The sequence below is a fragment of the Pseudomonas putida genome, assembly GCF_028682175.1.
GTDB lineage: Bacteria > Pseudomonadota > Gammaproteobacteria > Pseudomonadales > Pseudomonadaceae > Aquipseudomonas > Aquipseudomonas putida_AD.
In genome coordinates this window covers 12984-38560 of record NZ_JANHKS010000001.1, presented here as the reverse complement: position 1 = coordinate 38560, position 25577 = coordinate 12984, and the positions used below count along the sequence as shown (strand labels likewise).

General features: G+C 65.4%; 12 protein-coding genes. 7 read left to right on the top strand and 5 right to left on the bottom strand.

The window, feature by feature from the left end; all coding sequences use genetic code 11:
- Nucleotides 1-63 precede the first annotated feature (63 nt).
- The 6 genes from NPS29_RS00120 to bla all read left to right on the top strand — a co-directional run bounded on the left by NPS29_RS00120 (nt 64) and on the right by bla (nt 5367).
- Nucleotides 64-687 carry a glutathione S-transferase gene (locus tag NPS29_RS00120; RefSeq protein ID WP_274129965.1) on the top strand — a complete coding sequence of 208 codons (624 nt, stop codon included), beginning with the start codon at nt 64-66 and terminating at the stop codon, nt 685-687.
- Nucleotides 688-848: 161 nt separating this feature from the next.
- Nucleotides 849-2903, top strand: coding sequence for a pyridoxamine 5'-phosphate oxidase family protein (locus tag NPS29_RS00115; RefSeq protein WP_274129964.1), 2055 nt, complete (start codon nt 849-851; stop codon nt 2901-2903).
- A 28-nt stretch (nt 2904-2931) separates the two neighbouring features.
- Nucleotides 2932-3135 (top strand): hypothetical protein, encoded by a 204-nt coding sequence (locus tag NPS29_RS00110; protein WP_274129963.1) that lies wholly within the window; start codon nt 2932-2934, stop codon nt 3133-3135.
- Nucleotides 3136-3203: 68 nt separating this feature from the next.
- Complete coding sequence (locus NPS29_RS00105; RefSeq protein ID WP_274129962.1) at nt 3204-3863, top strand: M24 family metallopeptidase; 660 nt, start codon at nt 3204-3206, stop codon at nt 3861-3863.
- A gap of 99 nt (nt 3864-3962) precedes the next feature.
- Nucleotides 3963-4391, top strand: a complete 429-nt coding sequence (locus tag NPS29_RS00100; RefSeq protein WP_274129961.1) for a TOBE domain-containing protein — start codon at nt 3963-3965, stop codon at nt 4389-4391.
- Between the two features lie 91 nt (nt 4392-4482).
- Nucleotides 4483-5367, top strand: coding sequence for a class A beta-lactamase (gene bla / locus NPS29_RS00095; RefSeq protein ID WP_274129960.1), 885 nt, complete (start codon nt 4483-4485; stop codon nt 5365-5367).
- Between the two features lie 607 nt (nt 5368-5974).
- Here bla and NPS29_RS00090 read toward each other — a convergent pair.
- Nucleotides 5975-6457, bottom strand: a complete 483-nt coding sequence (locus NPS29_RS00090; protein WP_274129959.1) for a DUF2938 domain-containing protein — start codon at nt 6455-6457, stop codon at nt 5975-5977.
- A 308-nt stretch (nt 6458-6765) separates the two neighbouring features.
- On the opposite strand from NPS29_RS00090, the gene NPS29_RS00085 reads away from it, so the two are divergent.
- Nucleotides 6766-7359 carry a trypsin-like peptidase domain-containing protein gene (locus NPS29_RS00085; protein WP_274129958.1) on the top strand — a complete coding sequence of 198 codons (594 nt, stop codon included), beginning with the start codon at nt 6766-6768 and terminating at the stop codon, nt 7357-7359.
- Here the strand turns inward: NPS29_RS00085 and NPS29_RS00080 are convergent, their stop codons facing one another.
- From NPS29_RS00080 to NPS29_RS00065, 4 genes are all read right to left on the bottom strand, one after another.
- Nucleotides 7360-8568 (bottom strand): HlyD family efflux transporter periplasmic adaptor subunit, encoded by a 1209-nt coding sequence (locus NPS29_RS00080; protein WP_274129957.1) that lies wholly within the window; start codon nt 8566-8568, stop codon nt 7360-7362.
- Entirely contained in the window at nt 8565-10724 is a 2160-nt protein-coding gene (locus NPS29_RS00075) for a type I secretion system permease/ATPase (protein ID WP_274129956.1), read from the bottom strand. The genes NPS29_RS00080 and NPS29_RS00075 overlap by 4 nt, the downstream gene beginning before the upstream one ends.
- On the bottom strand, nt 10721-12172 hold the full coding sequence (locus NPS29_RS00070; RefSeq protein WP_274129955.1) for a TolC family outer membrane protein: 1452 nt from the start codon (nt 12170-12172) through the stop codon (nt 10721-10723). The genes NPS29_RS00075 and NPS29_RS00070 overlap by 4 nt, the downstream gene beginning before the upstream one ends.
- Nucleotides 12173-12239: 67 nt before the next feature.
- Entirely contained in the window at nt 12240-25268 is a 13029-nt protein-coding gene (locus tag NPS29_RS00065; RefSeq protein WP_274129954.1) for a BapA/Bap/LapF family large adhesin, read from the bottom strand.
- Between the last annotated feature and the right edge of the window lie 309 nt (nt 25269-25577).

Below are 25577 nucleotides of genomic sequence, written 5' to 3'. Positions count from 1 at the left end.
CGCTCCATCAGTACGGATCAGCCCGCACTGACAACCACTCACACAGAACCAGGAGCCAAACCCATGAGCGCAATCAAGCTGTATCACTTCCCGCTGTCCGGCCACGCCCATCGTGCACAGTTGATGCTGTCGCTGCTGGGGCTGGAGCCTGAAATCAGTTTCGTCGACCTCGCCAAGGGCGCGCAGAAAAACGCCGAGTTCCAGGCACTGAACACCTTCGGCCAAGTGCCTGTAATCGACGATAACGGCACGATCATCGCCGACTCCACTGCGATCCTGGTGTATCTGGCGAAGAAATACGACACCACCGGCCAATGGCTGCCCACCGATGCCGAAGGCGCCGCTCAGGTTCAGCGCTGGCTGTCGGTGGCCTCGGGCCAGATCAACAACGGTCCGGCCCGCGCCCGCCTGATTACCGTATTCGGCGCAGGTTTCGACCCGCAAGACACCATCGAACGTGCACACGCGGTGCTGCAGATCATCGAGAAGCACCTCACCGGCCGCCAGTTCCTCGCCGCCGATCACGCCACCATCGCTGACGTCGCCGCCTACACCTACATCGCCCACGCGCCTGAAGGGAACGTGTCGCTGGAACCCTACCCGAACGTGCGCGCCTGGCTGGCCCGTGTCGAAGGGCTCAAGGGCTTCGTGCCGATGCCGAGCACCAAGGCCGGCCTGGTGGTTTGACGTGTTGAGCCAGCCGCACGGTTCGGCTCGGCCACCCATCCTGTAGGAGTGAGCTTGCTCGCGATTGTTTTTCGGTAGCGACATATCCGTGTCTGACATACCGCGATCGCGAGCAAGCTCACTCCTACAACAATCGCTCGGAGGTTTGCGTCATGAACGACATGTCTTCTGAAAAAAACTCACCGTGGCATCCGGGTGAACTGCAGATGCAGGAACACGCCGGTGTCGCCGAGCGGATGAAAGCCCTGGGCAAGCGGGTCGTGCGCGACTTCATGCCCGATCAACATCGAGAATTCTACGAGCATCTGCCGTACCTGTTCATCGGTGCGGTGGATGCACAAGGCAGGCCCTGGGCGAGCCTGATGGACGCCGATGTCGGCTTCATCGCATCGCCCACCGAGCACCGGCTGGACATCGCCCGCTTGCCCGACAGCGATGATCCGATGGGCGAAGCCTTTGCCCCGGGCACCGCAGTGGGCCTGCTGGGGATCGACCTGCACACACGGCGGCGCAACCGCATGAACGGCCATATCCAGGCCATCGACGATCAGGGATTCTCGATCGGCGTCGAGTATTCGTTCGGCAACTGCCCGGCCTATATCCAGTTGCGTGAACTCAAACAGATCCCTCTGGATGTCGCTGATAAAGAGCAGCGTCCGCCGGTGCAGCATATGGACGCGCTGGACGACGCAGCGGTGGCGATGATCAGTGCGGCCGACACGCTGTTCGTCGCCAGCTACGTGGACCTGGACGGTGATGCGCCCCGTCGTTCGGTGGACATGTCCCACCGCGGCGGGCAGGCTGGTTTCGTTCGGGTCGAAGGCAACGTGCTGACGGTGCCGGATTTTGCCGGCAACCTGTTCTTCAACACGCTGGGCAATCTGCTGGTCAACCCGAAAGCCGGCCTGCTGTTCATCGACTTTCCCACCGGTGACGTGCTGCAACTGACCGGGCGCGCCACGGTGATTCTCGAAGGCCCGGAAATCGCGGCATTCCAGGGGGCAGAGCGGCTCTGGCAAGTGGAGGTCGAGGCGGTGGTTCGCCGTCCGCAGGCGCTGCGTTCGCGCTGGGAGTTCGAAGAGTTTTCCCCCATGAGCCTGCTGACCGGCGACTGGGAACAGGCCGCGACCCGGTTGCAGGCCGACGCCCTGCGCGATCAGTGGCGGCCATTGCACGTGACGCGGATCGAAGACGAAAGCGCGGGCATTCGCTCCTTCTACTTCGAGCCCGCCGATGGTGCAGGCATGCCGGCGTTCAAGGCCGGGCAGCACTTGCCGTTGCGCCTGACCCTGCCGGGCCAGGACCGGCCGGTGATCCGCACCTACAGCCTGTCCAGTGCGCCATCGGATGAGTTTTTCCGCATCAGCGTCAAGCGCGACGGGCTGGTCTCGGGGCACCTGCATGACGTGTTCAAGGTCGGTGATGTGATCGAGGCGCGGGCGCCGCAGGGCAGTTTCGTCCTCGACCCGCTTCAGACCCGGCCATTGGTGCTGCTGGGTGCCGGTATCGGCGTTACCCCCATGCTGTCGATGCTGCGGGAGGTGGTTTATCAGGGCAAACGCATGCGCAAGATGCGTCCTACCTGGTACGTCCAGAGTGCACGTCGTCTGGTGGATCTGGCTTTTCGCGAGGAATTGGACACACTGGTTGCCAGCGCCGGAGACAAACTCACGGCCGTCCGCTTGCTGAGCCAGCCCGAAGCCGAGGCTCGCCTGGGCCAGGACTTCCACCTTGCAGGTCGCATTGACCTGAATCTGCTCAAGGCACTGTTGCCGTTCAACGACTTCGATTTCTATGTCTGCGGACCGGCAAGCTTCACACAAGGGCTGTATGACGAGTTGAGGGCGATGCATATCCGTGACGAGCGGATCCACGCCGAAACCTTCGGACCCTCGACCCTCAAGCGTACCGGCGATCAACAGACCGCCGGGATCGAACAGCCGCCTGCGGCCACGACATCGGTGCCGGTGATCTTCGAAAAATCCGCCAAGGAGGCGCGCTGGCAGCCCGATGGCGGAAGCCTGCTGGACCTGGCCGAAAGCCGTGGCCTTACCCCTGAATACAGTTGCCGCGGCGGTTCGTGCGGCACCTGCAAGACCCGGCTCGTCAGCGGCCAGGTGCATTACCCGGTCCCACCCGCCGAAATGCCGGCGGCCGACCACGTGCTGATCTGCTGCGCAGTCCCGGCCCAAGGGCCGTTGGTGCTCGATCTGTAACCATCCATGCGTGTGCAGGAGTGTTGTGATGAGTAACTGGCCCGCTTTCGAGAAAGAAGACGATACCAACCAGTGCCAGACGTCCGAGCAGGAAGTGTCGTGGCTGTTGCCGCAGTCTCTGGCGTCGCTTGCCGGTGAACTGGCCGCCGACCATGAGGAGCAGGACAACCCGGCAACCCTGCGGCTGATTACCTGGGTGCGCTCGGTTTCCACCTTCAGTCGGCATCGGTGATTGCCCGTTGCATCGCTATGTAGTAAATGTCATAGCGATATCACAACGGCAACACTCGAGAGGACGCAATGAACGCAGCAGCGAAGGAAGCGGTTGGGGCGATTTACGACATCCAGGCCATGCGCCATGCCCAGGCCATGACCTGGAAGGCCATCGAGCTGGTGTCCCGACGCATCAAGCCGGGCATGCTGGAGTCCGAGGCGGTGGCCCTGGGCAAGGCGGCGCTGGCCGAGCTCGACACCCAGCGCATCTGGCACCCGATGCTGATCCGTTTCGGCGCCAATACCCTGAAAACCTTCAAGCAGCGCTCCGACGGCGACCCGGTACTGGGCGAGGACGACATCTATTTCATCGACATGGGTGCCGTCTGGCAGGGCCATGAAGGCGACGCCGGGGCAACGTTCACCACCGGCAATGACCCTGAGATGCAGGCCTGCGCCGCTGCCGCCAAAACCCTGTTCGATGTGGTCGAGCAGCGCTGGAAGACTGGCGCCGTGCAAGGCGTCGAGTTGTACCGCTTTGCCGAGGAGCAGGCCACGGCCATGGGCTGGAAGCTGAATCTTGAGATCAAGGGCCATCGCGTCTGCGATTTTCCCCATGCGATCTATCGCGGCGGTAACCTGGGGGATTTTGACGCAGTGCCCAATCCCGGCCTGTGGATTCTGGAAATCCAGATCGCCCACCCGAGCAAGCCGTATGGCGCGTTCTATGAGGATCTGCTTTCCTGACCCTTAAGTCAGAAAAATTGAGCGTTGTAGTTGTAATGACATAACGCTCCCTTCGAAGATGGGCGGCGATTCATTCCCCTCATGACAAGGACACACGACATGAAAGTCAGCGCCCGCAACGTATTCAAAGGCACCGTCAAACAGATTCAGGAAGGCTCGGTGAACGCCGAGGTCGCCCTGACCCTGGCCGGCGGCGAAGAGCTGGTGGCGGTTGTCACCCTGCAAAGCGTCAAGAGCCTGGGGCTGGCGGTGGGCAAGGAAGCGGTCGCGCTGGTCAAGGCGCCGTGGGTCATGGTCATGACCGACGCGAGCGGCTTTCGCCTGTCGGCGCGCAACAGCCTGCAAGGCAAGGTCAGCCGGGTCAGCGATGGTGCGGTAAACGCCGAAGTGATCATTACCCTGGCCGGCGGTACAGAGGTCTACGCTATCGTGACCCGTGAAGCCGTGACCGAGTTGGGCCTCAAGCCTGGCGTCGACGCCACTGCGGTCATCAAGGCATCGCACATCATTCTGGGCGTGCCTGCCTGAGTCGAGCATCAACCTGTAATGGCAGCCTGCGCAGACGGCTGCCTTTGCTGATGGTCGGAGATACTTATCTGCACCAACAAGGACGTGAATCTTGATTTCCCGCAGAAGCCTGATCGGCGGTTCGCTACTGGCGATCCCCGCGTTGTACAGCCTCTCAACGCTTGCGGCCGATGTCGCGAGCCCTGCCAATACTTCCATCGAACAGCAATTGGCCGAGCTTGAGCGTCGCCATGGCGGGCGGCTGGGCGTTGCCATTCTCGACACCGGCAGCCAGCGGCTGATCGCCCAGCGCGGCGATGAGCGGTTCGCCCTGTGCAGCACCTTCAAGGCGTTGCTGGCGGCATTCGTGCTGGTGCGCGTGGACAGAAAGCAGGAAGACCTTTCGCGAATGATCGTCTACGGCAAGGAGCAGTTGGTGCCGTATTCGCCGATCACCGAGAAACATACGGGCGAGGGGGGCTTGAGCGTTGGGTCGATCTGCGAAGCGGCGGTCACGCTGAGCGACAACACCGCTGCGAACCTGCTGCTGGACAGCGTCGGCGGCCCGCAGGCACTGACCGACTGGCTGCGCTCGACGGGGGATGACACCACCCGTCTGGACCGCCACGAACCCGAACTCAACGAAAACCGCCCCGGCGACCTGCAAGACACCACCACGCCGGTGGCGATGCTGAATACCTTGCGCACGCTGGTGTTTGGCAACGTGCTCTCGCCGGCCTCGCGGGATCAGTTGATCGCCTGGCTGGTGAGTAACAAGACCGGCGACCAGAAACTGCGCGCCGGCCTGCCCAAGGGCTGGCGCATCGGCGACAAGACCGGCTCGGGCGCCAACAACGCCAGCAACGACGTCGCCGTGATCTGGCCCGCCAACCGCGCGCCGATGATCGTGACGGTGTACTACACCCACTCCAGGGCCGACGCCGCGCAGGTCAATGCGGTGATGGCCGAGGTAGGGCGGTTGGTTGCGTCGGTTTGATCTGCCGAGTCATCAAATTCCCGTAGCCGCACGGCTTGCCGGCGTCGGCGATCTTGCGGCCGCCATCGCGGGCAAGCGCGCTCCTACAAAATTGGTGTGGATTCGATATCTTTGCCACACCCGAAACCGTAGGAGCGCGCTTGCCCGCGAATGGGCGGAACATTCAACCGAGATGTGTGGGGGCACCACGCCCGTCGCGGGCAACTCTGACCGTAGCAGTCCGGCTTGCCGGCGTCGGCGATCTTGCGGCCGCCATCGCGAGCGAGCTCACTCCTACAGGATTGGGGGGGATTCGATATTCTTTGCCACACCCGAAACCGTAGGAGCGCGCTTGCCCGCGAATGGGCGGAACATTCAATCGAGATGTGTGTGGCACCACGTCCGTCGCGGGCAACTCTGACCGTAGCAGTCCGGCTTGCCGGCGTCGGCGATCTTGAGGACGCCATCGCGGGCAAGCGCGCTCCTACAAGATTGGGGTGGATTCGATATCTTTGCCATACCCACAACCGTAGGAGCGCGCTTGCCCGCGAATGGGCGGAGCATTCAATCGAGATGTGTAAGGGGCACCGCTCCCGCCGGCAAGCCGTGCTGCTAGGCGTATCAACGATCACCCCAGCAGCAACGCCGCCCCATACATCCCGATGGCAAACACCACATGTCCCACCACATTCTGCAACCGCGCCACCGCAGGGTTGGGGGCCTTGTTGCAGGCGATTCCCACGCCCATTCCCGGTTGCAGAATGAACCAGCCTGCGCCCACCGTCACCAGGCCCACCAGCAATGCCGGAAAGAACGTCGGGCTGTGGGCCCATTGCACGCCCCAGATCATCAACAGCACCGCGGCAAAAATCACCCCCACCGTGTAATGCCCGATCCAGCCAATGCGCAATTCATCCGCCACTTCAGGAGAATTCGCGATACCCCGGCGGTGCACGAACTGCCCGTGGCGCATGCCGGCAAACCAGCGGCCCACCAGATGCCAGGGCGGCGTCGGCAAGCCCAGGGTGGCCTTGAGCAACACCGCCCATAGATCAAGCAATGCTGTGCCGCCTATGCCGATCAGCAAGGCCAGAAAAATGAATTCGAACATGGTGCTCCCAGGAGGTAAGACGGAAGGTAGACGGAAGGCAATCGCAAATCCGGCCGCCTCACTCTAGCAGTTTTGCCGATGTTGGCAGCCATTCGCAGAATTAAAAAGAAATTCACTAAACGCACAACGAAAGAGTTGGATCCAATAATCTCAGTGCATCGATAGCAGACAAGCGGTAGCGTGAGGCTATTGATAGGATGATGGCTCAATGACATATTTGCGCCCTCATCAACCAACCTCGTGTGCCAAACATGCGTGCCATCTCGTCATTGGTAGCGGCCTCAGTGCTGCTTGGCGGATGCAATGGAATGCCCACCGCTTTCAATCAGGATCCCGTGTACAACCAGGCTTTCGTCGTCCATTCGGGCGCGCCGCTACCCTACATGCTCATGGGTACGGCCGTGCAATGGAACGAGGACTATGCTGTCACCGTCAAGCACATTCCCTACATCCCGGGGTCGGTCTATCAAGGCCGCAGCGATGTGCAGTTTTTCAAGCACAAGGCCGATGGCGTTCCGCTTTGGCGGGCGTACAAGCCCGGTGAAGCGCTGACGGCGGTGGGGTTCAATTCGCTGTATGTGCCGGTCAAGGGCAGTGGCCATGCGCTTCCCGCGCTGGTGCGCCTGGACACCAACGAAGGCAGCGTCATGTATGGCACCCACGACGGCCCGGTCGCCAAGGGCATGTCTGGCGGCCCGGTGTTCTCGGCCGACGGCAAGGTGGTCGGCATCACCGTGGCGTTCCTGACGTCCAGCGACCTTCAGGCCATCAAGCGGCCGGACCTGGCCAGTCAGCCACGGGTGAGTATCTTCCTGCCGTACGTGGAGATCAGCCGCGAGTGGAGCCGCTATCTGGCCCAGTCGAACCCGGCCGGTCAGACGACCCACGTCGCCAGCCGCTGATCAACGTTCGCGCAAGGCTTCGCGGGCGCGGTTGAGCGGTTTTATCAGGTAATCCAGCACCGTCTTCTCGCCGGTGCGGATATCCACCGTTGCAATCATGCCGGGAACGATGGCAAAGGTCTTCCCGGCCTTGTTGCGCAGCACATCCGAGTCGGTACGGATGAAGACCCGATAGTAGAAGACCTCTGGCTTGACCTCGTCCTGGATGGTGTCCGGGGAGATGGTCACCACCTTGCCGTCCAGACTGCCGTAGATCGAGTAGTCGTAGGCGGTGATCTTCACCTTGGCCTGTTGATCCGGATGGATGAATGCGATGTCCCGAGGCGAGATTCGCGTCTCGATCAGCAGTTGCTCATCCAGTGGCACGATCTGCATCAACTGGCCGTTGGGGGGAACCACGCCGCCAATGGTCGTCACTTCGATGTCCTTGACGATCCCGCGCACCGGCGAGCGCAGGGTCAGGCGCGACAGCGAGTCGTTGCGCCCGCGGATCACCGCCACCAGCATCTGCGCTTCGGCGTTGGCCTTGGCCAGGTCCTCGCGGGCACGCACCATGTAATCGGACTTGGCCTCGGTGGCCTTGAGTTCCAGTTCCGAGCGCTGGCGGTTCAGGCGCAGCACCTCGACCTTGCTGGATGCGCCGATCTTGGCCAGGTTCTCGGTGATTTCCAGCTCGCTGCGCACCAGTTTCAGCGAACTTTGAATGCCGGTCAGGGTGTCTTCCAGACCTTTGCGGCGGGCCTTGTAGAGTTCGCTTTCGGCGCGGATCAGGTTGGGCGAGTCGTTGAGCGAGGCGTCGAATTTCAACGGCTGGTCGCTCACCTCCGCCTGCAGGCGATTGACGCTGGCCAGTGCCGCCTTGTACTTGGCTTCACTCTCGCCGACGTTGGACTCGGTCTTCACCGCATCCAGTTGCGCCAGCACCTGGCCGCGTTCCACCAAGGCGCCTTCGGTGACGTTCATCTGCTTGACGATCCCGCCCTCCATGGACTGGATCACTTGCTCCCGGGAGCTGGGTACCACCTTGCCGGTGCCGGTGGACACCTCGACCACCTCGAACAGTGCCGCCCAGATGAAGAAGCACGCCAGCATCAGCGCGCAGCCCCAGATCACCCTGACGCCGCCGCTGACCTTGCGCTCGTCGCTGCCATCCAGATACGAAACCTGATCGGGCAGGCGTGGGGTGTTGTCAGCCGTCAATGCCTTCATGCCGGTGCTCCTTGCGGTGTACGCAGCCTTGCGAGGGCGGCGTCGCGATGGTCATCGATGACGATGCGTCCGTTGTCCAGCACGATGATGCGTTCCACCAGTTGCAGCACGCTGACCCGGTGGGTGGCGACGATCAGGGTCCGGCCCTGGCACCAGGTGGCGAGTTTTTCCAGCAGGAAACGTTCGGTGATGTCATCCAGCGAGGCGGTGGGTTCGTCCAGCAGCAACACCTGGGGCTGGCGGATCAACAGGCGTGACAGCAACAGGCTCTGCCGCTGCCCGCCGGACAGCCCGAGGCCGCCTTCCAGGACCAGGTGGTCCATGCCCTTGGGCAACTGGCGCACGAAATCCAGCGCGCCGGTCACGGCCAGCGCGGCGATGATTTCCTGATCGCTGGCCTGGCCCGCGCCCAGGGTGATGTTGTCCCGCAGGGTGCCGTGGAACAGCCGGGCCTGCTGCGACATCAGGCCGACGTCGCGGCGCAGGTCGGCGGGGTCCAGGTGGCCGAGTGCGATGCCGTCGAGGGTGGTCTCGCCGCTGCTCAGGTCCATGCCGCCGGCCAGGGCGTGGAGCAGGGTGGATTTGCCCGCGCCGTTGCGCCCGAGAATGGCGATGCGCTCGCCGGGACGGATCTTCAGGTCGATGCCGCTCAGGGCCATGGGCGATTCTTCGCTGTAGCGAAAACCGGCCTGACGCAACTGGTAATCGCCACGAATGGCCGGCAGGTGCACGCGCTGGCTGCCTTCGGGGTGATCCACCGGCATCTGCATGATGCGGTTCAGCCCTTCGAGGGCGACCTTGGCCTGCTGCCAGCGGGTGAGCACGTGGGTGACCTGGGCCATGGGGCCCATCATCCGCGATGACAGGATCGAGGCCGCCACCAGGCTGCCGGTGGTCAGGTCGCCGGAGATCACCATCGGCGCGCCGCAGACGATGACCACGGCGAACACCCCGCCTTGTACGCTCTGGGTCCAGGCCACCAGGCTGTTGGTCAGGTTGCGCAGACGCAGGCTGCTCTCGGCGGAGGCTGCGTTGTAGTGGTTCCATTGTTGCTGGAAGCGCTGCTCGGCCTGCAATGCCTTGATGTCGTCCATGCCTTGCACGCTTTCCACCAGCATCGCGTTGCGCAGCGCGGCTTCACGCATCGATTCGTTGGCAAGCCTGGCGAGCTTTCGCTGGGCCAGAATGCCGGGCAGGATCATCGCCACCAGTGCGATCAAGGGGATCAGCACCAGCGGCCCGCCGATCAGGTAGAACACCAGCAGAAACAGCAGGAAGAACGGCATGTCGGCCAGCGCCGTGGCGGTGCTGGAGGTGATCAGGTCGCGGATCTGTTCAAGCTCGCGCAACTGCGAGATGAAGGAGCCGGTGGACTTGGGCCGCGCCGAATTGCGCAGGCGCAGGGCGTGGCCGAACACCAGGTCCGAGACGCGCAGGTCGGCGCGCTTGCCCAGCACGTCGGTGATGCGCAGGCGCATCAGACGCATCACCAGGTCGAACACCAGCGCCAGCATGACACCGCCGAACAGCACGTACAGGGTCGGCATCGATTCGGCCGGAATCACCCGGTCATAGACCTGCATGGAAAACAGCACCCCGGCCATGCCCAGCAGGTTGGCCACCAGCGAGGCGAGCATGACCTGGGAATAGGGGCGCAGGTCACTGAGCACGATGCGGCGAAACCAGTGTTCGTCGTAGGGCTTGATGTAGTCGTTGGTGCGCACGTCGCTGAGTGGCTGGGTGGGGCGCAGGATCACCGTGCGCAGCGCCTGTTCGGCCAGGGTCGCGGGGTCCATGCGGCTCTGCAGGCCCTGGTCGCCGCTGAAGGCGATACCCAGTTCGCCTTGCTCGCTGACGCTTTCGATCACCCCGACCTGCCCATCGCGCAGTTGCACCACCAGCGGCGTGCGCCAGCGGCTTAAGCTCTTGCGGTCGTAGCTTGCGAATTTGACGCTCAGGCCGGCCTGGCGCGCCATGTGCCGAACCACTTCCTCGACCCGCCCTTCGTTTTGCAGGGAGGCCAGGCGAATGCTTTCCGGGGAGACGTCCAGCCGGTAGTGCCGCGCGACCTTGAGCACGGCGTCCAGCCAGGGCCCGAAGTTCTGCCGGCTGCCGTCTGCGCTGCTGTCGCTTGGAATGACGATGGCATCGGTCATGGCAGGATCTCCACGTGCTGAATGCTGCTGTGATCAATGGCGAATGCCCGGCGCAGGCCGCCGCTGTTGTACAGGCAATCGATTTGCAGGCGGCGCAGGTCGGCCTGGGTGTTGGCCAGGTCGAAGCGCGACTGGTGGATTTCCTGCTCGGCGTTGAGCAGGTCGAGCAGGGGCCGGGTGCCCAGATCCAGGTACTGCTTGCCGTACAGCTCGCGGGCCTCGGTGATGCTGCTCTGGCGCGATTCCAGGGAGTTGAGCCGGCGGGTGAGGCCGGAGGTCTGCGCCTGGGATTCGCTCAAGCCCTGGCGGGCCTGAAGCTTGGCCGCGTCTTCGGCCGAGTCGGCAGCGGTCAGTGCGTAGCCTGCCGCGCGGCTGCGGGCGCTGATGGCGCCGCCTTGGTAGATCGGCACTTCCAGGTTGAGAAAGATTGCCGCCTGGGTGCGGTCCACGGCCGGGTTCTGGTTGTCGTAATTGTTGTCCAGGTACTGATTGAGCGAAGGCTCAAGAGACAGTGTCGGATAGGCCTCGGCCTTGGACTGCGCCAGTTCGGCCTGGGCCTGGGTACGCTGTGCAACTGCCTGCAGCACCGCAGGCAGTGCATCGGTGATGATCGGGGCATTGCAGGACTGGTTCAGCGAAGGGTCGAAGCCGTCGTTGACCTGTGGGGTGGTCTGGCGGCCCAGCAGGTTGGCCAGGGTCATCTCCCAGCGCGCGTATTGCGATTTGTATTCCTGCAGCGTGGCAATCGCGCCATCGACCCGGGATTGCGCCTGCACCACGTCCGAGCGGGTACTGGCGCCCATGTCACTGCGCTGCTTGGCCAGCTCGACGATTTCGCCCACGCCGTGGATCTGCTCGCGGGCGATCTCCAGCAGGTGCTGGTAGCGCTGCACCTCGATGTAGGCGAACGCGGTGTCGCGTCCCACCTGGTCGATGGCCAGCAGGATGCTCGCCTGGCTGCGCGCTGCCTTGGCCCGCGCTGCCTGCACGGCGTTGTCGACCTTGCCGAAGTCGTACAGCATCTGCTTGAGGGAAATGCTCACCGACTGGCTGCCGGCGTCGCTGCCGTAACCACTGCTGTAACCTCCCTTGATCCCGCCGGAAATCTGCGGGTAGTAACCGGCCTCGGCGACGTTGATGCCCTCGGCTTGCTGGTACAGCGTGCCGACGGCTTCGGCGATGCTGGGGTGCCAGTCCACGGCCAGTCGCACGGCCTGCTGCAGGCCCAGGGTTTCCCCTGTTCCGGACCCGGGCACACTGGCGTCGCTGCCCGGAATCTGTGGATAGGCGGGCGTCTTGCCGGGGTTGCCCGGCTGTTTCCTGCGGTCCTTCTCCGGCTGGCTCTGCAGCCGGGAAGGGCTGATGCTGCGCAGAGCCGGATCGATGTAGTCCTCGCCCCACGCCCCGATGATGTTTCCCTGACACAGGCCGATGGTCAGCACGACCATCGACCATTTCCTGCGGCGAACAGACTTCACATGATTCCCTTACTGTCGGTTTGCTGGCTGCCTTGCGTCACACCACGTGTATGCCGTTCTGTACCCACAAATGGTGGTTCGGATCCTCCGTTGGGGTGTATTGGGTATAGCCGATTCCATCGATTTGGTGGGTTCCGGTATCGGCAGTCCAGGTGTCGGTCATGTGCACGCTGTCCTTGCTGTCCCCCTTGATGACCAGCGTGTTGTTGTCCGATGAAGTGATCGCCAGCACGTCGGACAGGTTCAGGGTCAGCGACACCGCGCTTGTGGTGTTCAGGTCCAGGATCTCGATGTTGTGGATGCGGCTTTGCAGATCCCCCAGGTTGATCGCCGCATCGCCGCCGGCCCACAACAGGGTGTCGGTGCCTGTGCCGCCATCGACCGAGGCGAAGTGCTGGTCGGCGATGATCAGCGTGTCGTTGCCCGCGCCACCGTTGAGGGTGACGGCGCCGCCGTGGGAGCCGTCCAGCGTGTCGTTGCCGGCGGTGCCCTGGATCAGCTCGGCGCTGGAGGCAGGTCCGACGGCCACGAGCGCGCTGTGATCTTCCACCGCGCTCAGGCTCGAGAACGTGGTGGCGGTCACGGCACTGGCCTGGTCCAGGGTGACGACCAGGGTGGCGGTGTCGGTGGTGCCGTTGGGGTGCGTCAGTTGATAGGTGAATGTGTCCTGATGCCCGACCACCGCACTGGTCGACCCGGCGTTCAAGGTGTAGATGTAGCTGCCGTCGGCATGCACCAGCAGCGAGCCGTAGGTCCCGGTGAGGGTGGTGCCGTTGTAGCCCGGGGTGACGTAAGTGCCGGCCAGCAACACACTGAGCACGGTGTAGGGCGAGCCCAGTACATCGACGCCGCCGCCTGCGGTGTCGGTCAGCAGGTTGCCCGCAACCGGCGTGTAGCTGCCGACCACGAACTGGTTGCTGTAGGTGGCGGTGTTGGTGACGGTCGTGGTGACGGTGGTCAGGAGGCTGACGCCGCTGACGGCGACTCTGACCTGGTAACTCCCGGCGGCCTGCCCGGTGAAATTGATGCCATAGTCGCCGCCGCCAATGCTGAGCAACGCATTGCCTGCGTAGGATTTGACCAGTTCATACTGGCCGCTGGTGGTGTTGAGCTTGTACAGCCCGACCGTCAGGCCGCCCAGCAGATTGAGCAGGTTGCTCGCATGCAGCACGACGTTCAGGTTGCCGGTGGCGTTGGCGGCGACGGTGGTGTTGTAGGAGCCACTGCCAGCACCCAGAACGATGCCGAAGCTGCCGCCGGTGGTCGAAGTATCCACCTTGTTCGCCAGGGTGATGCTCGAATGGGCGATGTCATCGGTGGCGTCCACCAGCAGTGCCGGGCTTGCCAGGCTGCTGTCGTTCCAGATCTCCGTGGCCTGCGGGCTGTCGATGCGCACGTAGAGGTTGGCGGTGCTGCTCAGGCCGTTAGGGTGCACCAGCTGGTAGCTGAACACATCGACCTTGCCGACACTGCCTACGCTGCCGTTGCTGGTGTAGCTGTAGTGACCGCTGGAGTCGATGGTCAGCGTGCCGTACAGGCCTTGCACCGTGGTGCCTGCGCCTGCCGCGACGTAGCTGCCGCCTTTCATGATCTGCAGCACGGCACCGTTGTCCGGCCCGGTCTGGTCCACCTGGCCATTGGTGCCGACGTCGGTGATGACGTTGCCGGTAGTCGGAGTGCCTGCGGTGCCGTTGAACTGGGTCAGGCTGTGAATATCCAGTTCCAGCTGGGTGTTGACCGTGGTCACCAGGCCCACGCCGGAGCTGGACACCACCAGGCGGTAATCGCCACTGAGCAGGTTGGCCATCTTCACTTGCAGCCCGGTGGTGCCCAGGCCCAGGAGGTCGAGCAGGCCGCCATTGCCGTTGACGTCCAGGGTTACCCAGGTGCCGCTGGCATTCTTCACTTGCAGCGTGTAGTTGATGCCGTTGAGCAGGTTGAGCAGGCTGGACGTGGTCAGTGTCAGCGTCGGGTCGATGGTGGTGCCGCTGGCCACGGTGAAGCTGTAGGTCTTGGTGAAGCCTGCGAGCAGGGTGGAGAACGAGTCGGTGTAGTTCTGCACCACGGTCGCAGGGGTGATGTTGACCGTCGCGACGGCCAGGTTGTCGCTGGCGGTCACCGGCGCATTGGCGTCGATGTCCGGTGCAGTGACGTTGGCGCCCACCGAGACGTTGCCCCGCGGGTCGGTCAGGCTGACCACCAGTTTTTCGCCGTTGATCTGCGCCGCGTTCAAGGTGACGCTGAACACGCCGGTGCCGCCGACAGTGCCGGTGCCCAGCACCACGCCGCTGGCGGATTTGACCGTGACGGTCGCACCGGCTTCACCGTTCCCGCTCAGGCTCAGGCCATCGCCGCTGACCACCAGGGTGGTGGCGGCAACCGGAGGCGTGAGGTCGGGGGCCGTTGCGCTGGCCACCGTCGACACGTTTCCGGCCGCGTCGGCCTGGGTCACGTTCAGCACTTCGTTGTTGATCTGCGGCGTGTTCAATGCCACGGAGAAGGTGCCGTTGGCGGCCACCGTTGCCGTGCCAAGTACCAGCCCTGCGGCGGTGCGCACGCTGACGGTGGAGCCCGCAACGCCGGTACCGGTCAGCAGTGTGCCGGTGGCATTCACTGCCACGCCGGTCGGGGCGCCCGGTGCCGTGGTGTCCGGCGCGGTCAGGGTGCCTGCCGCCGAGACGTTGTTGGCCGCATCCACCAGTCGCACGGTCAGGGCCTGGCCGTCGAGCTGCGCGGTATTGAGTGTCACGTTGAAGGTGCCGGTCACGCCGACCTGGCCAGTCCCCAGCAGCACTCCGGTTGCGCTGTATACGTTCACCGTGGCACCGGCTTCGCCGGCACCGGTGAGGGTCAGGCCGTTGGCAGCGAGCGCCAGAGACGTCGGCACCAGCGGCGCCTGGATATCCGCAGCGGTGAGATGGCCGACAGGGGACAGGTTGCCCGCAGGATCGCTCTGCTGGATGTTCAGCACCTGGCCGTTGAGCTGGGCGCTGTTCAGGGTAATCGCGAAGGTGCCTGATGCGTTGACTACCCCTGTGCCGAGCACCGTGCCTGCCGCGTTGGTGACCCTGACCGTGGCACCGGCCTCGCCCGTACCTGCCACCAGAAGCCCGGCGGCGTTGAGCGAAAGGTTGCTCAGCGCTGCCGGCGGGGTGGTGTCGGGGGCGGTGAAGGCCGTACCGGTGGAGACGTTTCCGGCGACGTCCGCCTGGGTCACGGTCAGGGCCTGGCCATTGAGTTGCGCGGCACTGAGGGTGACCGAGAACGTACCGTTGGCGGCCACCAGGGCAGTGCCGAGCACGCCGCTGGCGCCGCGGACGGTCACGGTGGCACCGGCTTCGCCCAGGCCGCTGAGCACCAGCCCTGCGGCATTGATGCCAAGCGAAGTCGGCGCAACCGGAGCGGTGATGTCCGGAGCCGTGATGTTGAGAGACGTCGATGCGTTGCCCGCGACGTCCGACTGATGGGCGCTGAGAATCTGCCCGTTGGCCTGCGGCGTTGTCAGCAGTGCGCTGAACGTGCCGTTGGCGCCCACCACGGCGGTGCCCAGTACGGCCCCGCCCGGTGCATTGATGGTCACGGTCGCGCCGACTTCACCACGGCCGGTCACCAGGGTGCCGGTGGCGTTGATGGCAAGCTCGGTGAGCGGTGCCGGTGGCGTGGTGTCCGGTGCGATCAACCCGGCCGGCAGGGAGATTTCACCCGTGGTCGCGGTGGCGGTCACCTGCAGGCTCTGGCCGTTGGCCTGCGCCGAAGAGAGCGTCACTGTGAAAGTGCCGCCGGCTCCGGTGGTGCCAGTGCCAAGCACGGCGCCCCCCGCGCCATAGACCGTGATGGTGGTCCCGGCTGCGGCTGCGCCGGTGAGTGTCAGGCCACCGCCCGAGAGCGCCAGTTGCGCCGGCGCATCCGGTGGCAGCAGTGAAGGCACGGTGAAGTTCACGCCCAGCGAGTGGTTGTCGCTGGCGTCCGTCTGCACCACGTTAAGCACTTGGGTGGATGGGATGGTGCTGGTCAGGTTGATGGTAAAGGTGCCGTCGGCTGCGACAACGCCGGTACCGACCGTCAGACCCGCCTGGGTCACGACCACGGTGGCGCCTGCTTCACCCCGGCCGACCAGTTGGGTATGGGCGGCGTTGATGGTCAGGTTCGTCACCAGCGCCGGAGCGGTGGTGTCGGGCGCCGTGACCACCAGGACCGGCGAGTGGTTGTTCGCACCGTCGGTGGCGACCACAGAGAGCAACTGGCCGTTGGTCTGCGCAGAGCTCAGGGTGATCTGGAACTGGCCGCTGGCGTTGGCCTGCCCGGTACCCAACACCACGCCGGCGGCGGAAGTGACGGTAACGGTGCTGTTGGCTTCGGCGGTCCCGGAAAGGATGGTGCCTCCGGCGCTCAGCACGGCACCGGCTGGAATGAGCGGCGGCGTGGTGTCCGGTGCAGTGACCGGGACGGGCGTCGAGTCGTTGTTCGCCGCGTCCACCTGCACCACCGTCAGCACCTGCCCGTTGAGCTGGGCGCTGCTGAGCGAGACGCTGAAGGTGCCGTTGGCGTTAACTGTGCCGGAACCCAGCAGCGTGCCGGTGCTGCTGGTCACGGTGATGTGTGCACCGGCCTCGCCGTTACCGGTGAGCACCAGACCGTTCTGGCTGACAGCCAGGCCGGTCACGGGCAGTGGATCGGTGACATCGGCCACCGTGTAGGTGGCGACGTCCGAGCGGTTGGTCGCGACGTCGGTCTGGGTCAGGCTGAGCACCTGGCCATTGAGTTGCGCGCTCGACAGCGACACGCTGAAGGTGCCGTCCGCGCCCACCGTGGCGGTGCCCAGTACGGCGCCGCTGGCGCTGGTTACCCGCACCAGCGCACCGATTTCGCCGGTGCCGGTCAGGGTCAGGCCGTCCGAGGTCAAGGCAGTGACCGCAGGTGGCGCCGGTGGCGTGTGGTCGATGGCGGTGACCGTCGCGGGCACGGAAGGGTTGCCCGCCCCATCGCGCTGCACCACGCTGAGCACTTCGCCGTTCAGTTGTGCCTGGGTCAGGGTGACGGTAAAGCGCCCGTCGGCGCCGACAGTGCCGGTGCCCAGGGTGGTGCCGGCGGCATTGGTCACCAGCAGTTGCGCACCGGCTTCACCGGTACCGGTGAGGATCAGCCCGGTGTTGTCCACGGCCAGTTGCGCGACTGCGGCAGGCGGCGTGGTATCAGGCGCGATCAGGCTCCCTGCGACCGACGCATTGCCTGCGGCATCGGTCAGCACCACGAACACTTGCTCGCCGTTGTGCTGGGCCTGGGTCAGGTTGATCAGGAAGCTGCCGTTGGCGCCGACGCTGCCGGTGCCGATCACGGTGCCGTTGGCCAGGGTCACGCGGATAATCGCGTCGGGCTCGCCGTTACCGGTCAGGGTGCTGCCGGTGGCGTTGAGCAGCAGGTTGGTGGCCGTTTGTGGCGGGGTCAGGTCAGGCGCGGTGACAGTCACCGGCGCGCTGATGTTGCCCGGTGGGTCGGCCTGCTGAACGCTCAGGACCTGATGATTGAGCTGAGGCGCGTTGAGGGTGACGCTGAACGAGCCGTTGGCCAGAACCACGCTGGTGCCCAGCACATTGCCCGCCGCATCCTTGACGGTGACCGTCGCGCCGGCCTCACCGGTCCCGGTGACCAGCAGCCCCGAAGCGTTGATGGCGACGTTGTTCAGTTGATCGGGTGCGGTGGTGTCAGGTGCCACCAGGCTCGCAACAGGCGACACGTTGCCCGCCGCATCGGTCTGGACCAGGGTCAGGACCTGAGCGTTGGTCAGCGGGTTGGTCAACACCAGCGTGAAGGTGCCGGTGCTGCCCACCAGGACGTTGCCCAGCGCGTTGCCGCTGCTGTCGGTCACGGTCACCCGCGCACCAGCCTCACCGTGGCCGGTCAGGGTCTGGCCGTCGCTGGAGATTGCCAGTTGGGTCAGGGCCAGTGGTGCGGTGGTGTCCACCGTGGTCAGACTGCCGGGCAGAGAGGTGTTGCCCGAGGGGTCGGTCAGGGTGACCGACAGCAGTTGGCCGTTGTTCTGCGGCGTGGTCAGGGTGATCGAGAAGCTGCCGTCGATGCGCACGCTGCCGGTGCCCACCAGGGCACCGGACGGGTTGTAGACATTGACTGTGGCACCCGCTTCGCCGGTCCCGGACAGCACCGTGCCGTCGCTGGTGATCGCAAGGGCCGCGGGTGCGAGAGGCGCCACGAGGTCCGGTGCGATGAGGTTGACGCTGGGTGATTCATTGCCGCTGGGGTCAGTCTGGCTCAGGTGCAGTTGTTGTCCTGCCGTCTGGGCGGCGGTGAGGCTGAGGCTGAAGGTGCCGTTGGCGGCAACCACCGCCGTGCCCAGGGTCACGCCTCCGACGCCGGTCACCGTCACGGTGGCTCCGGCCTCGCCACGCCCGGTCAGTGCCAGGCCATCGGCGGCCAGCACCAGGTTGCTCAGGGCCGAAGGTGCGGTGACGTCCGCCGCGGTGTAGGCGGTGGACAGCGAGTTGATGCCGTCGCTGGAGGTGGCGCTGGCCGAGAGGTGTTCACCATTGAGCTGCGCGGCGCCGAGGGTGACGCTAAAGGTGCCGTCGCTGCCCACCAGTGCCGTGCCCAGGACCGTCCCTGAAGCGCTGCGCACGGTGACCGTGCTGCCGACGTGGGCGGTGCCGGTGAGGGTCAGGCCGTCGGCACTGAGTGACAGTTGCGTCGGTGCCGGTTCGGCCAGCGAGCCTGGCGCGGTGACCGTGGCGCTGGGCGAAGCGTTGCCGGCGGCGTCGGTCTGAATGACGGTGACACTGGTGCCCGCACCGGCTGCCGGGGTCAGGGTCAGGCTGAAGTTGCCGTTGCTGCCGACCGTGCCCGTACCCAGCTGATTGCCGCTGGCATCGCGCACCACGACCGTGGCGCCGACTTCGCCGCTGCCTGCCAGGGTCACGCCGTCGGCGCTGATCGCAAGGTTGGCCACGGCGGCAGGCGGGGTGCTGTCACCGGCCTGGAACGCGGCGGCAGGCGAGACGTTGCCCGCGGCATCGGTGGCAGTGACGCTGAGGTTTTGTCCGTTGAGCTGAGGACTGTTCAGCACCAGCTGGAATGTGCCGTCCGCTGCCGTCGTACCGGTGCCCAGCACATTGCCCGCCGCATCGCGCACGGTCACTGTACTGCCCGCTTCGGCGGTACCGCTCAGTTGCAGGCCGGCCGGGTTCAGGGTCAGCCCCAATGGGCTGTCGGGGGCGGTGTGGTCAACCGAGATCACAGTCACGGCGGTGGAGACGTTGCCGGGTGGATCTTCCTGGGTAACGGTCAGCACCTGGGCGTTGAGCTGCGGTGGGTTGAGCGTCAGGCTGAACGAGCCGTTGCTCGCCACCAGGCCCGTGCCGAGCAGGGTGCCATCGGCGCTGCGCACGGTGACGGTCGCACCGGGTTCACCATGGCCGATCACCGTGGCGCCGTCGGCATTGACCGACACCTGGGTGAGCGCGGCAGGCGGGGTGATGTCCGGGGCATCGACGGTGACCGATGGCGAGACGTTGCCGCTCGGGTCGGTCTGGCTGATGTCCAGGGTCTGGCCATTGTTGGGGGCCGGGTTGAGGGTGACGATGAAGTTGCCGTCACTGCCGACCACCGCGCTGCCCAGCAGAGTGCCGTTGGCGTCGGTCACCTTGACCGTGGCGCCTGCCTCGCCGGTGCCGCTGACGGTGCTGCCGTCGGGGCTGATCACACCCACCTGCACAGCGGCGGGCGGGGTCTTGTCGACGGTATTGAGCGGGGTGTCCGCAGAGGTGTTGCCCGCTGCGTCGGTGAGGGTGACGTGCAGCGGCGCGCCGGTGTTCTGGGCGCTGGGCAGGGTCACCTGGAAATTGCCGCTCTGATCGACTGTGCCGGTCGCCAGCACGTTGCCGGCCGCATCACGCACGGTCACGGTCGCGCCCGCTTCGCCCTGGCCGCTGACCACGGTGCCGACGTTGTTGATGGTCACCCCGGTGGCGGCGGCCGGTGCGGTGAGGTCCGGCGCGTTCACGGTGGCCGGTTGCGAAGGGTTGCCTGCCGGATCGCGCTGGGTGGCGGTCAGCGCCTGGGCATCGATCTGCGCTGCGTTCAAGGTCACGTTGAAGCTGCCGTCGCTGGCCACCACGCCGGTGCCGAGGACGGTGCCCGCGGCATTGGTAATGCTCACCGTTGCGCCAGCCTCACCCCTGCCGGAGACCACGGTGCCGTTGCCATTGATGGTCAGTTGGGTCAGGGCATCGGGCGGCGTGTTGTCGGCGGCGACGATGGTGCCTGGCACCGAGGTGTGGCCATCGGCATCGCTGGCAGTGACGTGCAGGGTCTGCGCGTTGATCTGCGCGAAGGCCATGCGGATGTTGAAGCGGCCCGCGCTGTTGACCACACCGGTCCCCAGCGGGCTGCCGTCGTTGCCGGTGATAGTGATGGTGCTGCCCGGCGTGCCGGCGCCGGTCAGGGTGAAGCCATCGGAGCTCAGGACCAGGCTGCTCGGGGTCGCCACTTGGGTGCCATCGGGGCCTGTGAGTGGCGAAGGTGTCGAGTCATTGCCGGCGGCGTCGGTGCTGATGACTTGCAGGCTGCTGCCATTGGCGGCAGGCGTGGTCAGGGTCACCACAAACACGCCGTTGCTGCCCACGGTGCCGGTGCCCAGGATGGTGCCGGTGCTGGTCTGGACCGTGATGGTGGTGCCAGCCTCGCCGGTGCCGGACACGCTGGTGCCGGTCGGGTTGATCGCCAGGTTGCCGACGGGTGGTGGAGGTGTGGTGTCCGGTGCGTTGACCGGCGCAGGCACCGATGTGTTGGTGCCGTCGGTGGCGACCACCTGCAGCGCTTCACCGTTGGTCAGCGGTGTAGGCAGCGTCAGGGTGAATGTGCCGCTTTGACCTACGACAACGGTGCCCAGTGACTGACCGTTGGCGTCGAACACCTGCACGGTGCTGCCGATTTGAGCCGTACCCGACACGATGGTCCCGGTGTCATCGACGCTCAGGCCGCTCGGCACTGCCGGGGCGGTGACATCGGGAGCTGTGACGTTGGTCACCGGCGAGGGCAGGGTGCTGGCGTCGGTCTGGGTCACGCTCAGGACCTGGCCGTCGAGTTGGGCTGGGGTCAGGGTCACGCTGAAGGTGCCGTTGGCAGCCACCACGGCGGTGCCCAGAACGGTGCCGCTGGCGTCCTTGACGGTCACGGTATCGCCCGCCTGGCCGTTGCCGGTGACGGTCGCGCCGTTGCTGCTGATGCCCACGCCAGTCAGGCCTGGCGGCGGGGTGGTGTCGGGAGCGGTGAGGGAGGCATTGGGCGAGACATGCTGCGCGGCGTCGGTCTGGTTGACCACCAGCACCTGGCCGTCATTGAACACGCCCGAAAGTGAAACCGTGAAGGCGCCTGTGCCATCGACCACGGCAGTGCCAAGCAGTGCACCGTTCGGCCCATACACATGGACCGTGGCGCCCGGTTCGCCAACGCCGGAAAGCTCGTTGCCGGCTGCGTTGAGGGTCAACTGGGTCGGCGCGACCGGCGCCTGCAGATCTGGCGCAATCACCGGCACCGGTGTCGAGGTGCCTGGCGAGCCGTCGGCCTGGGTGACGCTGAGGTTCTGGCCATTGATCTGGGCCGAGGACAGGTTGACCTCGAAACGCCCGTTGGCGCCGACCACCGCCGTGCCCAGGCTGTTGCCCGATGCATCGTTCACCGTGACGGTCGCACCGATCTGGCCATTACCGGTCACCACCTGGCCATTGGCGGAGATCGTCACATTGGTGACGCTGTCAGGCACTGTCAGATCGGGTGCGGTCACAGGCGAAGGCTGCGAAACGTTGCCCGCAGGGTCGGCCTGGGTCACTTGCAGGACTTGCGAATCCACCTGTGCGGTGGTCAGCGTCAGGGTGAAGTGGCCATCGCTGCCCACCGTGCCTGTGCCGATGATCGCCCCGGACGGGCTGCGAACAGTGATGCTCGCGCCTGCTTCACCGTTACCGGTCAATACCCGGCCCTGGCTGTCCAGCGCGAGCCCGGTCAGCGGCGCTGGCGCCTGGGTGTCGGGGGTGATGTAGGGCAGGACTGGCGCTGCGTTGCCTGCGCCGTCGACAGCGCTGATGGACAGGGTCTGGCCGTTGTTCTGCGGGCTGCTCAAGGTCACGTTGAAGTGCCCGTCGGCGGCGACGATCGCAGTGCCGAGCACATTGCCGTTGCTGTCGCGCACCGTGATGCGCGAGCCTGCTTCACCCAGGCCGCTGAGCACGGTGCCGTTACTGCCGATGCTGAGATTGGTCGGTTGCAGCGGACCGTCCAGATCGGCGGCATTGACCGTCGTGGTGGGTGACGCGTTGCCAGCGGCGTCGGTCTGCAGCACGCTCAAGGTCTGGCCGTTGGTCTGGGCGCTCGACAGGGTGGCGCTGAAACTGCCCGTCTGGCCAACCACTGCGGTGCCGAGCACGTTGCCCTGGGCATCTTTGACGGTGACGGTGGCGCCTGGCTCTCCGCGTCCTGTCAGGGTCAGGCCGTTGTTGCTGACCGCAAGGTCGCTGACGATGGCGGGCGGGGTGGCGTCCGGCGTGACCACGGGAACGCTCACGGAGTCCTCGCCGCCGCTGACGGCCACCACGTCCAGCGTGGCGCCGGTGATCTGTGGCGGATTGAAGGTCACGTCGAAGGTGCCGTTGGCCGCCACGGTCGCGCTGGCGATGACCGTACCGTTGGCGTCGCGCACTTCGATCAGGCTGCCAGGGGTGCCGGTACCGGTCAGGTGCGTGCCATCGGGGCTGAGCACCAGATCGCCGGGAGTAGCGGGGCCGACCGCGTCAGGGGCGATGACCGAAACAGGCGGCAGGTGGTTGCCCTGGGCGTCGCTCTGGGTGATCTGCACCACATCGCCCGGATGCACGGCTGGCGAGAGGGTGGTCTGGAACGTGCCGTTGGCCGCCACCACGGTGGTCACCGTGACGCCGCCGCTGGTAATGGTGATCGTCGCCAGCGGTTCGCCTTTGCCGGAGATCTGCGTGCCGTCGGCACTGATCACCACATCGGTGACCTGTCCTGGTGGCACGGTATCGGGTGCGGTGACCTCGACCGGCGCAGAGCTGTTGCCAGCAGCGTCGGTGGTCACGACGTCCAGATGCTCGCCGTTGATCTGCGGCGAACTGAGGGTCACGCTGAAGTGGCCGTTGACGTCGGCCCGGCCGACGCCGATGACGGTACCCGAAGCATTGCGAATCAGGATCCGCACGCCGGGGTGGGCGAGGCCGGTCAGGGTCAGGCCGTCTGCGGAAATAGACAGGTCGCTGGGCGCCACGGGTGGCGTGGTGTCATGGGCCTGGACCGCGACATTGGGCGAGGTGTTGTTGGCGGCGTCAGTGAGGCTGACCTGCAGCACCTCACCGTTGACCTGGGCAGGGGACAGGGTCACCTGGAACGAGCCGTCGGCGCCGACGACAGCGGTGCCCAGCACGTTGCCATTGGCATCGATCACCGTCACCCGGGCGCCCACTTCGCCGTGGCCGGTGAGCAGCGTGCCGCTGTTGCTGATGGCCAGGTCAGTCGGGGCATCGGGTGGCGTCTGGTCAGGGGTGCCGGGATTGTCGAGGTCCGGTGCAAGGGCCTGTGCCGCGCCCGAGACATTGCCTGTCGCATCGGTGGCCGTCACGCTCAGGGTCTGCCCGTCGACTTGCGCGGGGTCGAGCGTGAGGTTGAACGTACCATCGGCCGCAACCACGCCGCTGCCGAGCAGGGTGCCGTCAGCAGCGCGCACCTGGATGGTCGCGCCGGGTTCGCCGGTGCCGGTCAGGTGTGTGCCGGTCGCGTCCACCAGCAAGTTGGCCGGTGCATCCGGTGCGGTGGTATCGCCTGCGGTGGCCGTGCCGGGCGTCGAGGTATTGCCCGCTGCGTCGGTGGCCGTCACGGTCAGGGTCTGGCCGTTGGCTTGCGCGGGGCTCAGGGTGAGGTTGAACGTGCCATCGGCTGCTACTACGCCGCTGCCGAGCAGAGTGCCGTCTGCACTGCGCACCTGGATGGTCGCGCCGGGTTCGCCGGTACCGGTCAGGTGTGTGCCGGTCCCGTCCACCAGCAGGTTGGCCGGTGCATCCGGTGCGGTGGTGTCGCCTGCGGTGGTGGTGCCGGACGCCGAGGTATTGCCAGCAGGGTCGGTGGCGGTGACGCTCAGGGTCTGGCCGTTGGCTTGCGGCGGGTTGAGGGTGAGGTTGAACGTGCCATCTCCTGCCACCACGCCGCTGGCGATCAGGGTGCCGTCTGGTGCGCGCACCTGGATGGTCGCGCCCGGTTCACCGGTACCGGAGAGATGCGTGCCGGTCCCGTCCACCTGCAGGTTGGACGGTGCATCCGGTGCGGTGGTGTCGCCTGCAGTGGCCGTACCCGGCGCCGAAGTATTGCCAGCGGCGTCGGTGAGGGTGACGTTGAGGTTCTGGCCGTTGGTTTGTGGCGCATTCAGGGGGATTTCGAAACGCCCGTCGCTGCCCACGGTGCCGCTGCCCAGAATGTTGCCGGAGGCATCACGTACCGTGACCCGCGCACCGGCCTCGCCGAGCCCGCTCAACATCAGGCCGTTGGCGGAAACCAGCAGGCTGGTCGGGGCATCGGGCGCCGTGGTGTCGCCTGGTGTGCCGCTTCCGCCACCGCCACCACCGCCGCCGCCACCCGACACGGCCGCCGCGCCGCCGGCGCCCAGCAGACCCAGGCCGGCAATGGCCCAGGCCGAGGTGGCACCACTGACCACGCCGGTGCCGGCGATCAGTTCGTCAATCGAGGAAATCTCTTCGAAGGTGAATCCTTCGAACGCTTGCGCGTTGTACTGCGCTTGCCAGAGGGCGCCGTCCTCGCCCTGGAAAACCATGTCGCTGGCGACCCCGTCAGGGCCGGGGGTGAAAAAGTTGGCAACCTTGATGTGCTCGCCATTCTTCAGATTGACGACCAGATCCTGACCGCTGCGGCTCACGGAAGCCACCTTGTCGGGGGATACGGGCATTTGGACTACAGCGGGGTTTTTGAGCTGCAGATCGCCCCAGGCATGGGCATCAATCTGAGAGGTTGCTTTGTCAGCGACAACGACGTTTTCCATTTCCAAAATCCTTTTGCTTCGCTTTCACAAAAAACAACTACGCGACAATTCCTTGGGCGTGGGTGTGCCGTTCATGCCGTCCAGGATCCATACGGAGCGCGAGTCAGACCTGTTCTACTTGTTGGCTGGTTGGCGAGGCGGGACGCATCCGTGACCTCGATATGTGCATGGATCACCAAACGTTAGATTGGATCCACGTGAGTTCAATGCACAGGTTTTGACGTACGGGTGTATCCATTCGGATTGGGGCCGCTAACCCCCTGAATGGAAAAGAAAGCGCGCCGATGTTCGCGTAATCACCAGCGGTCT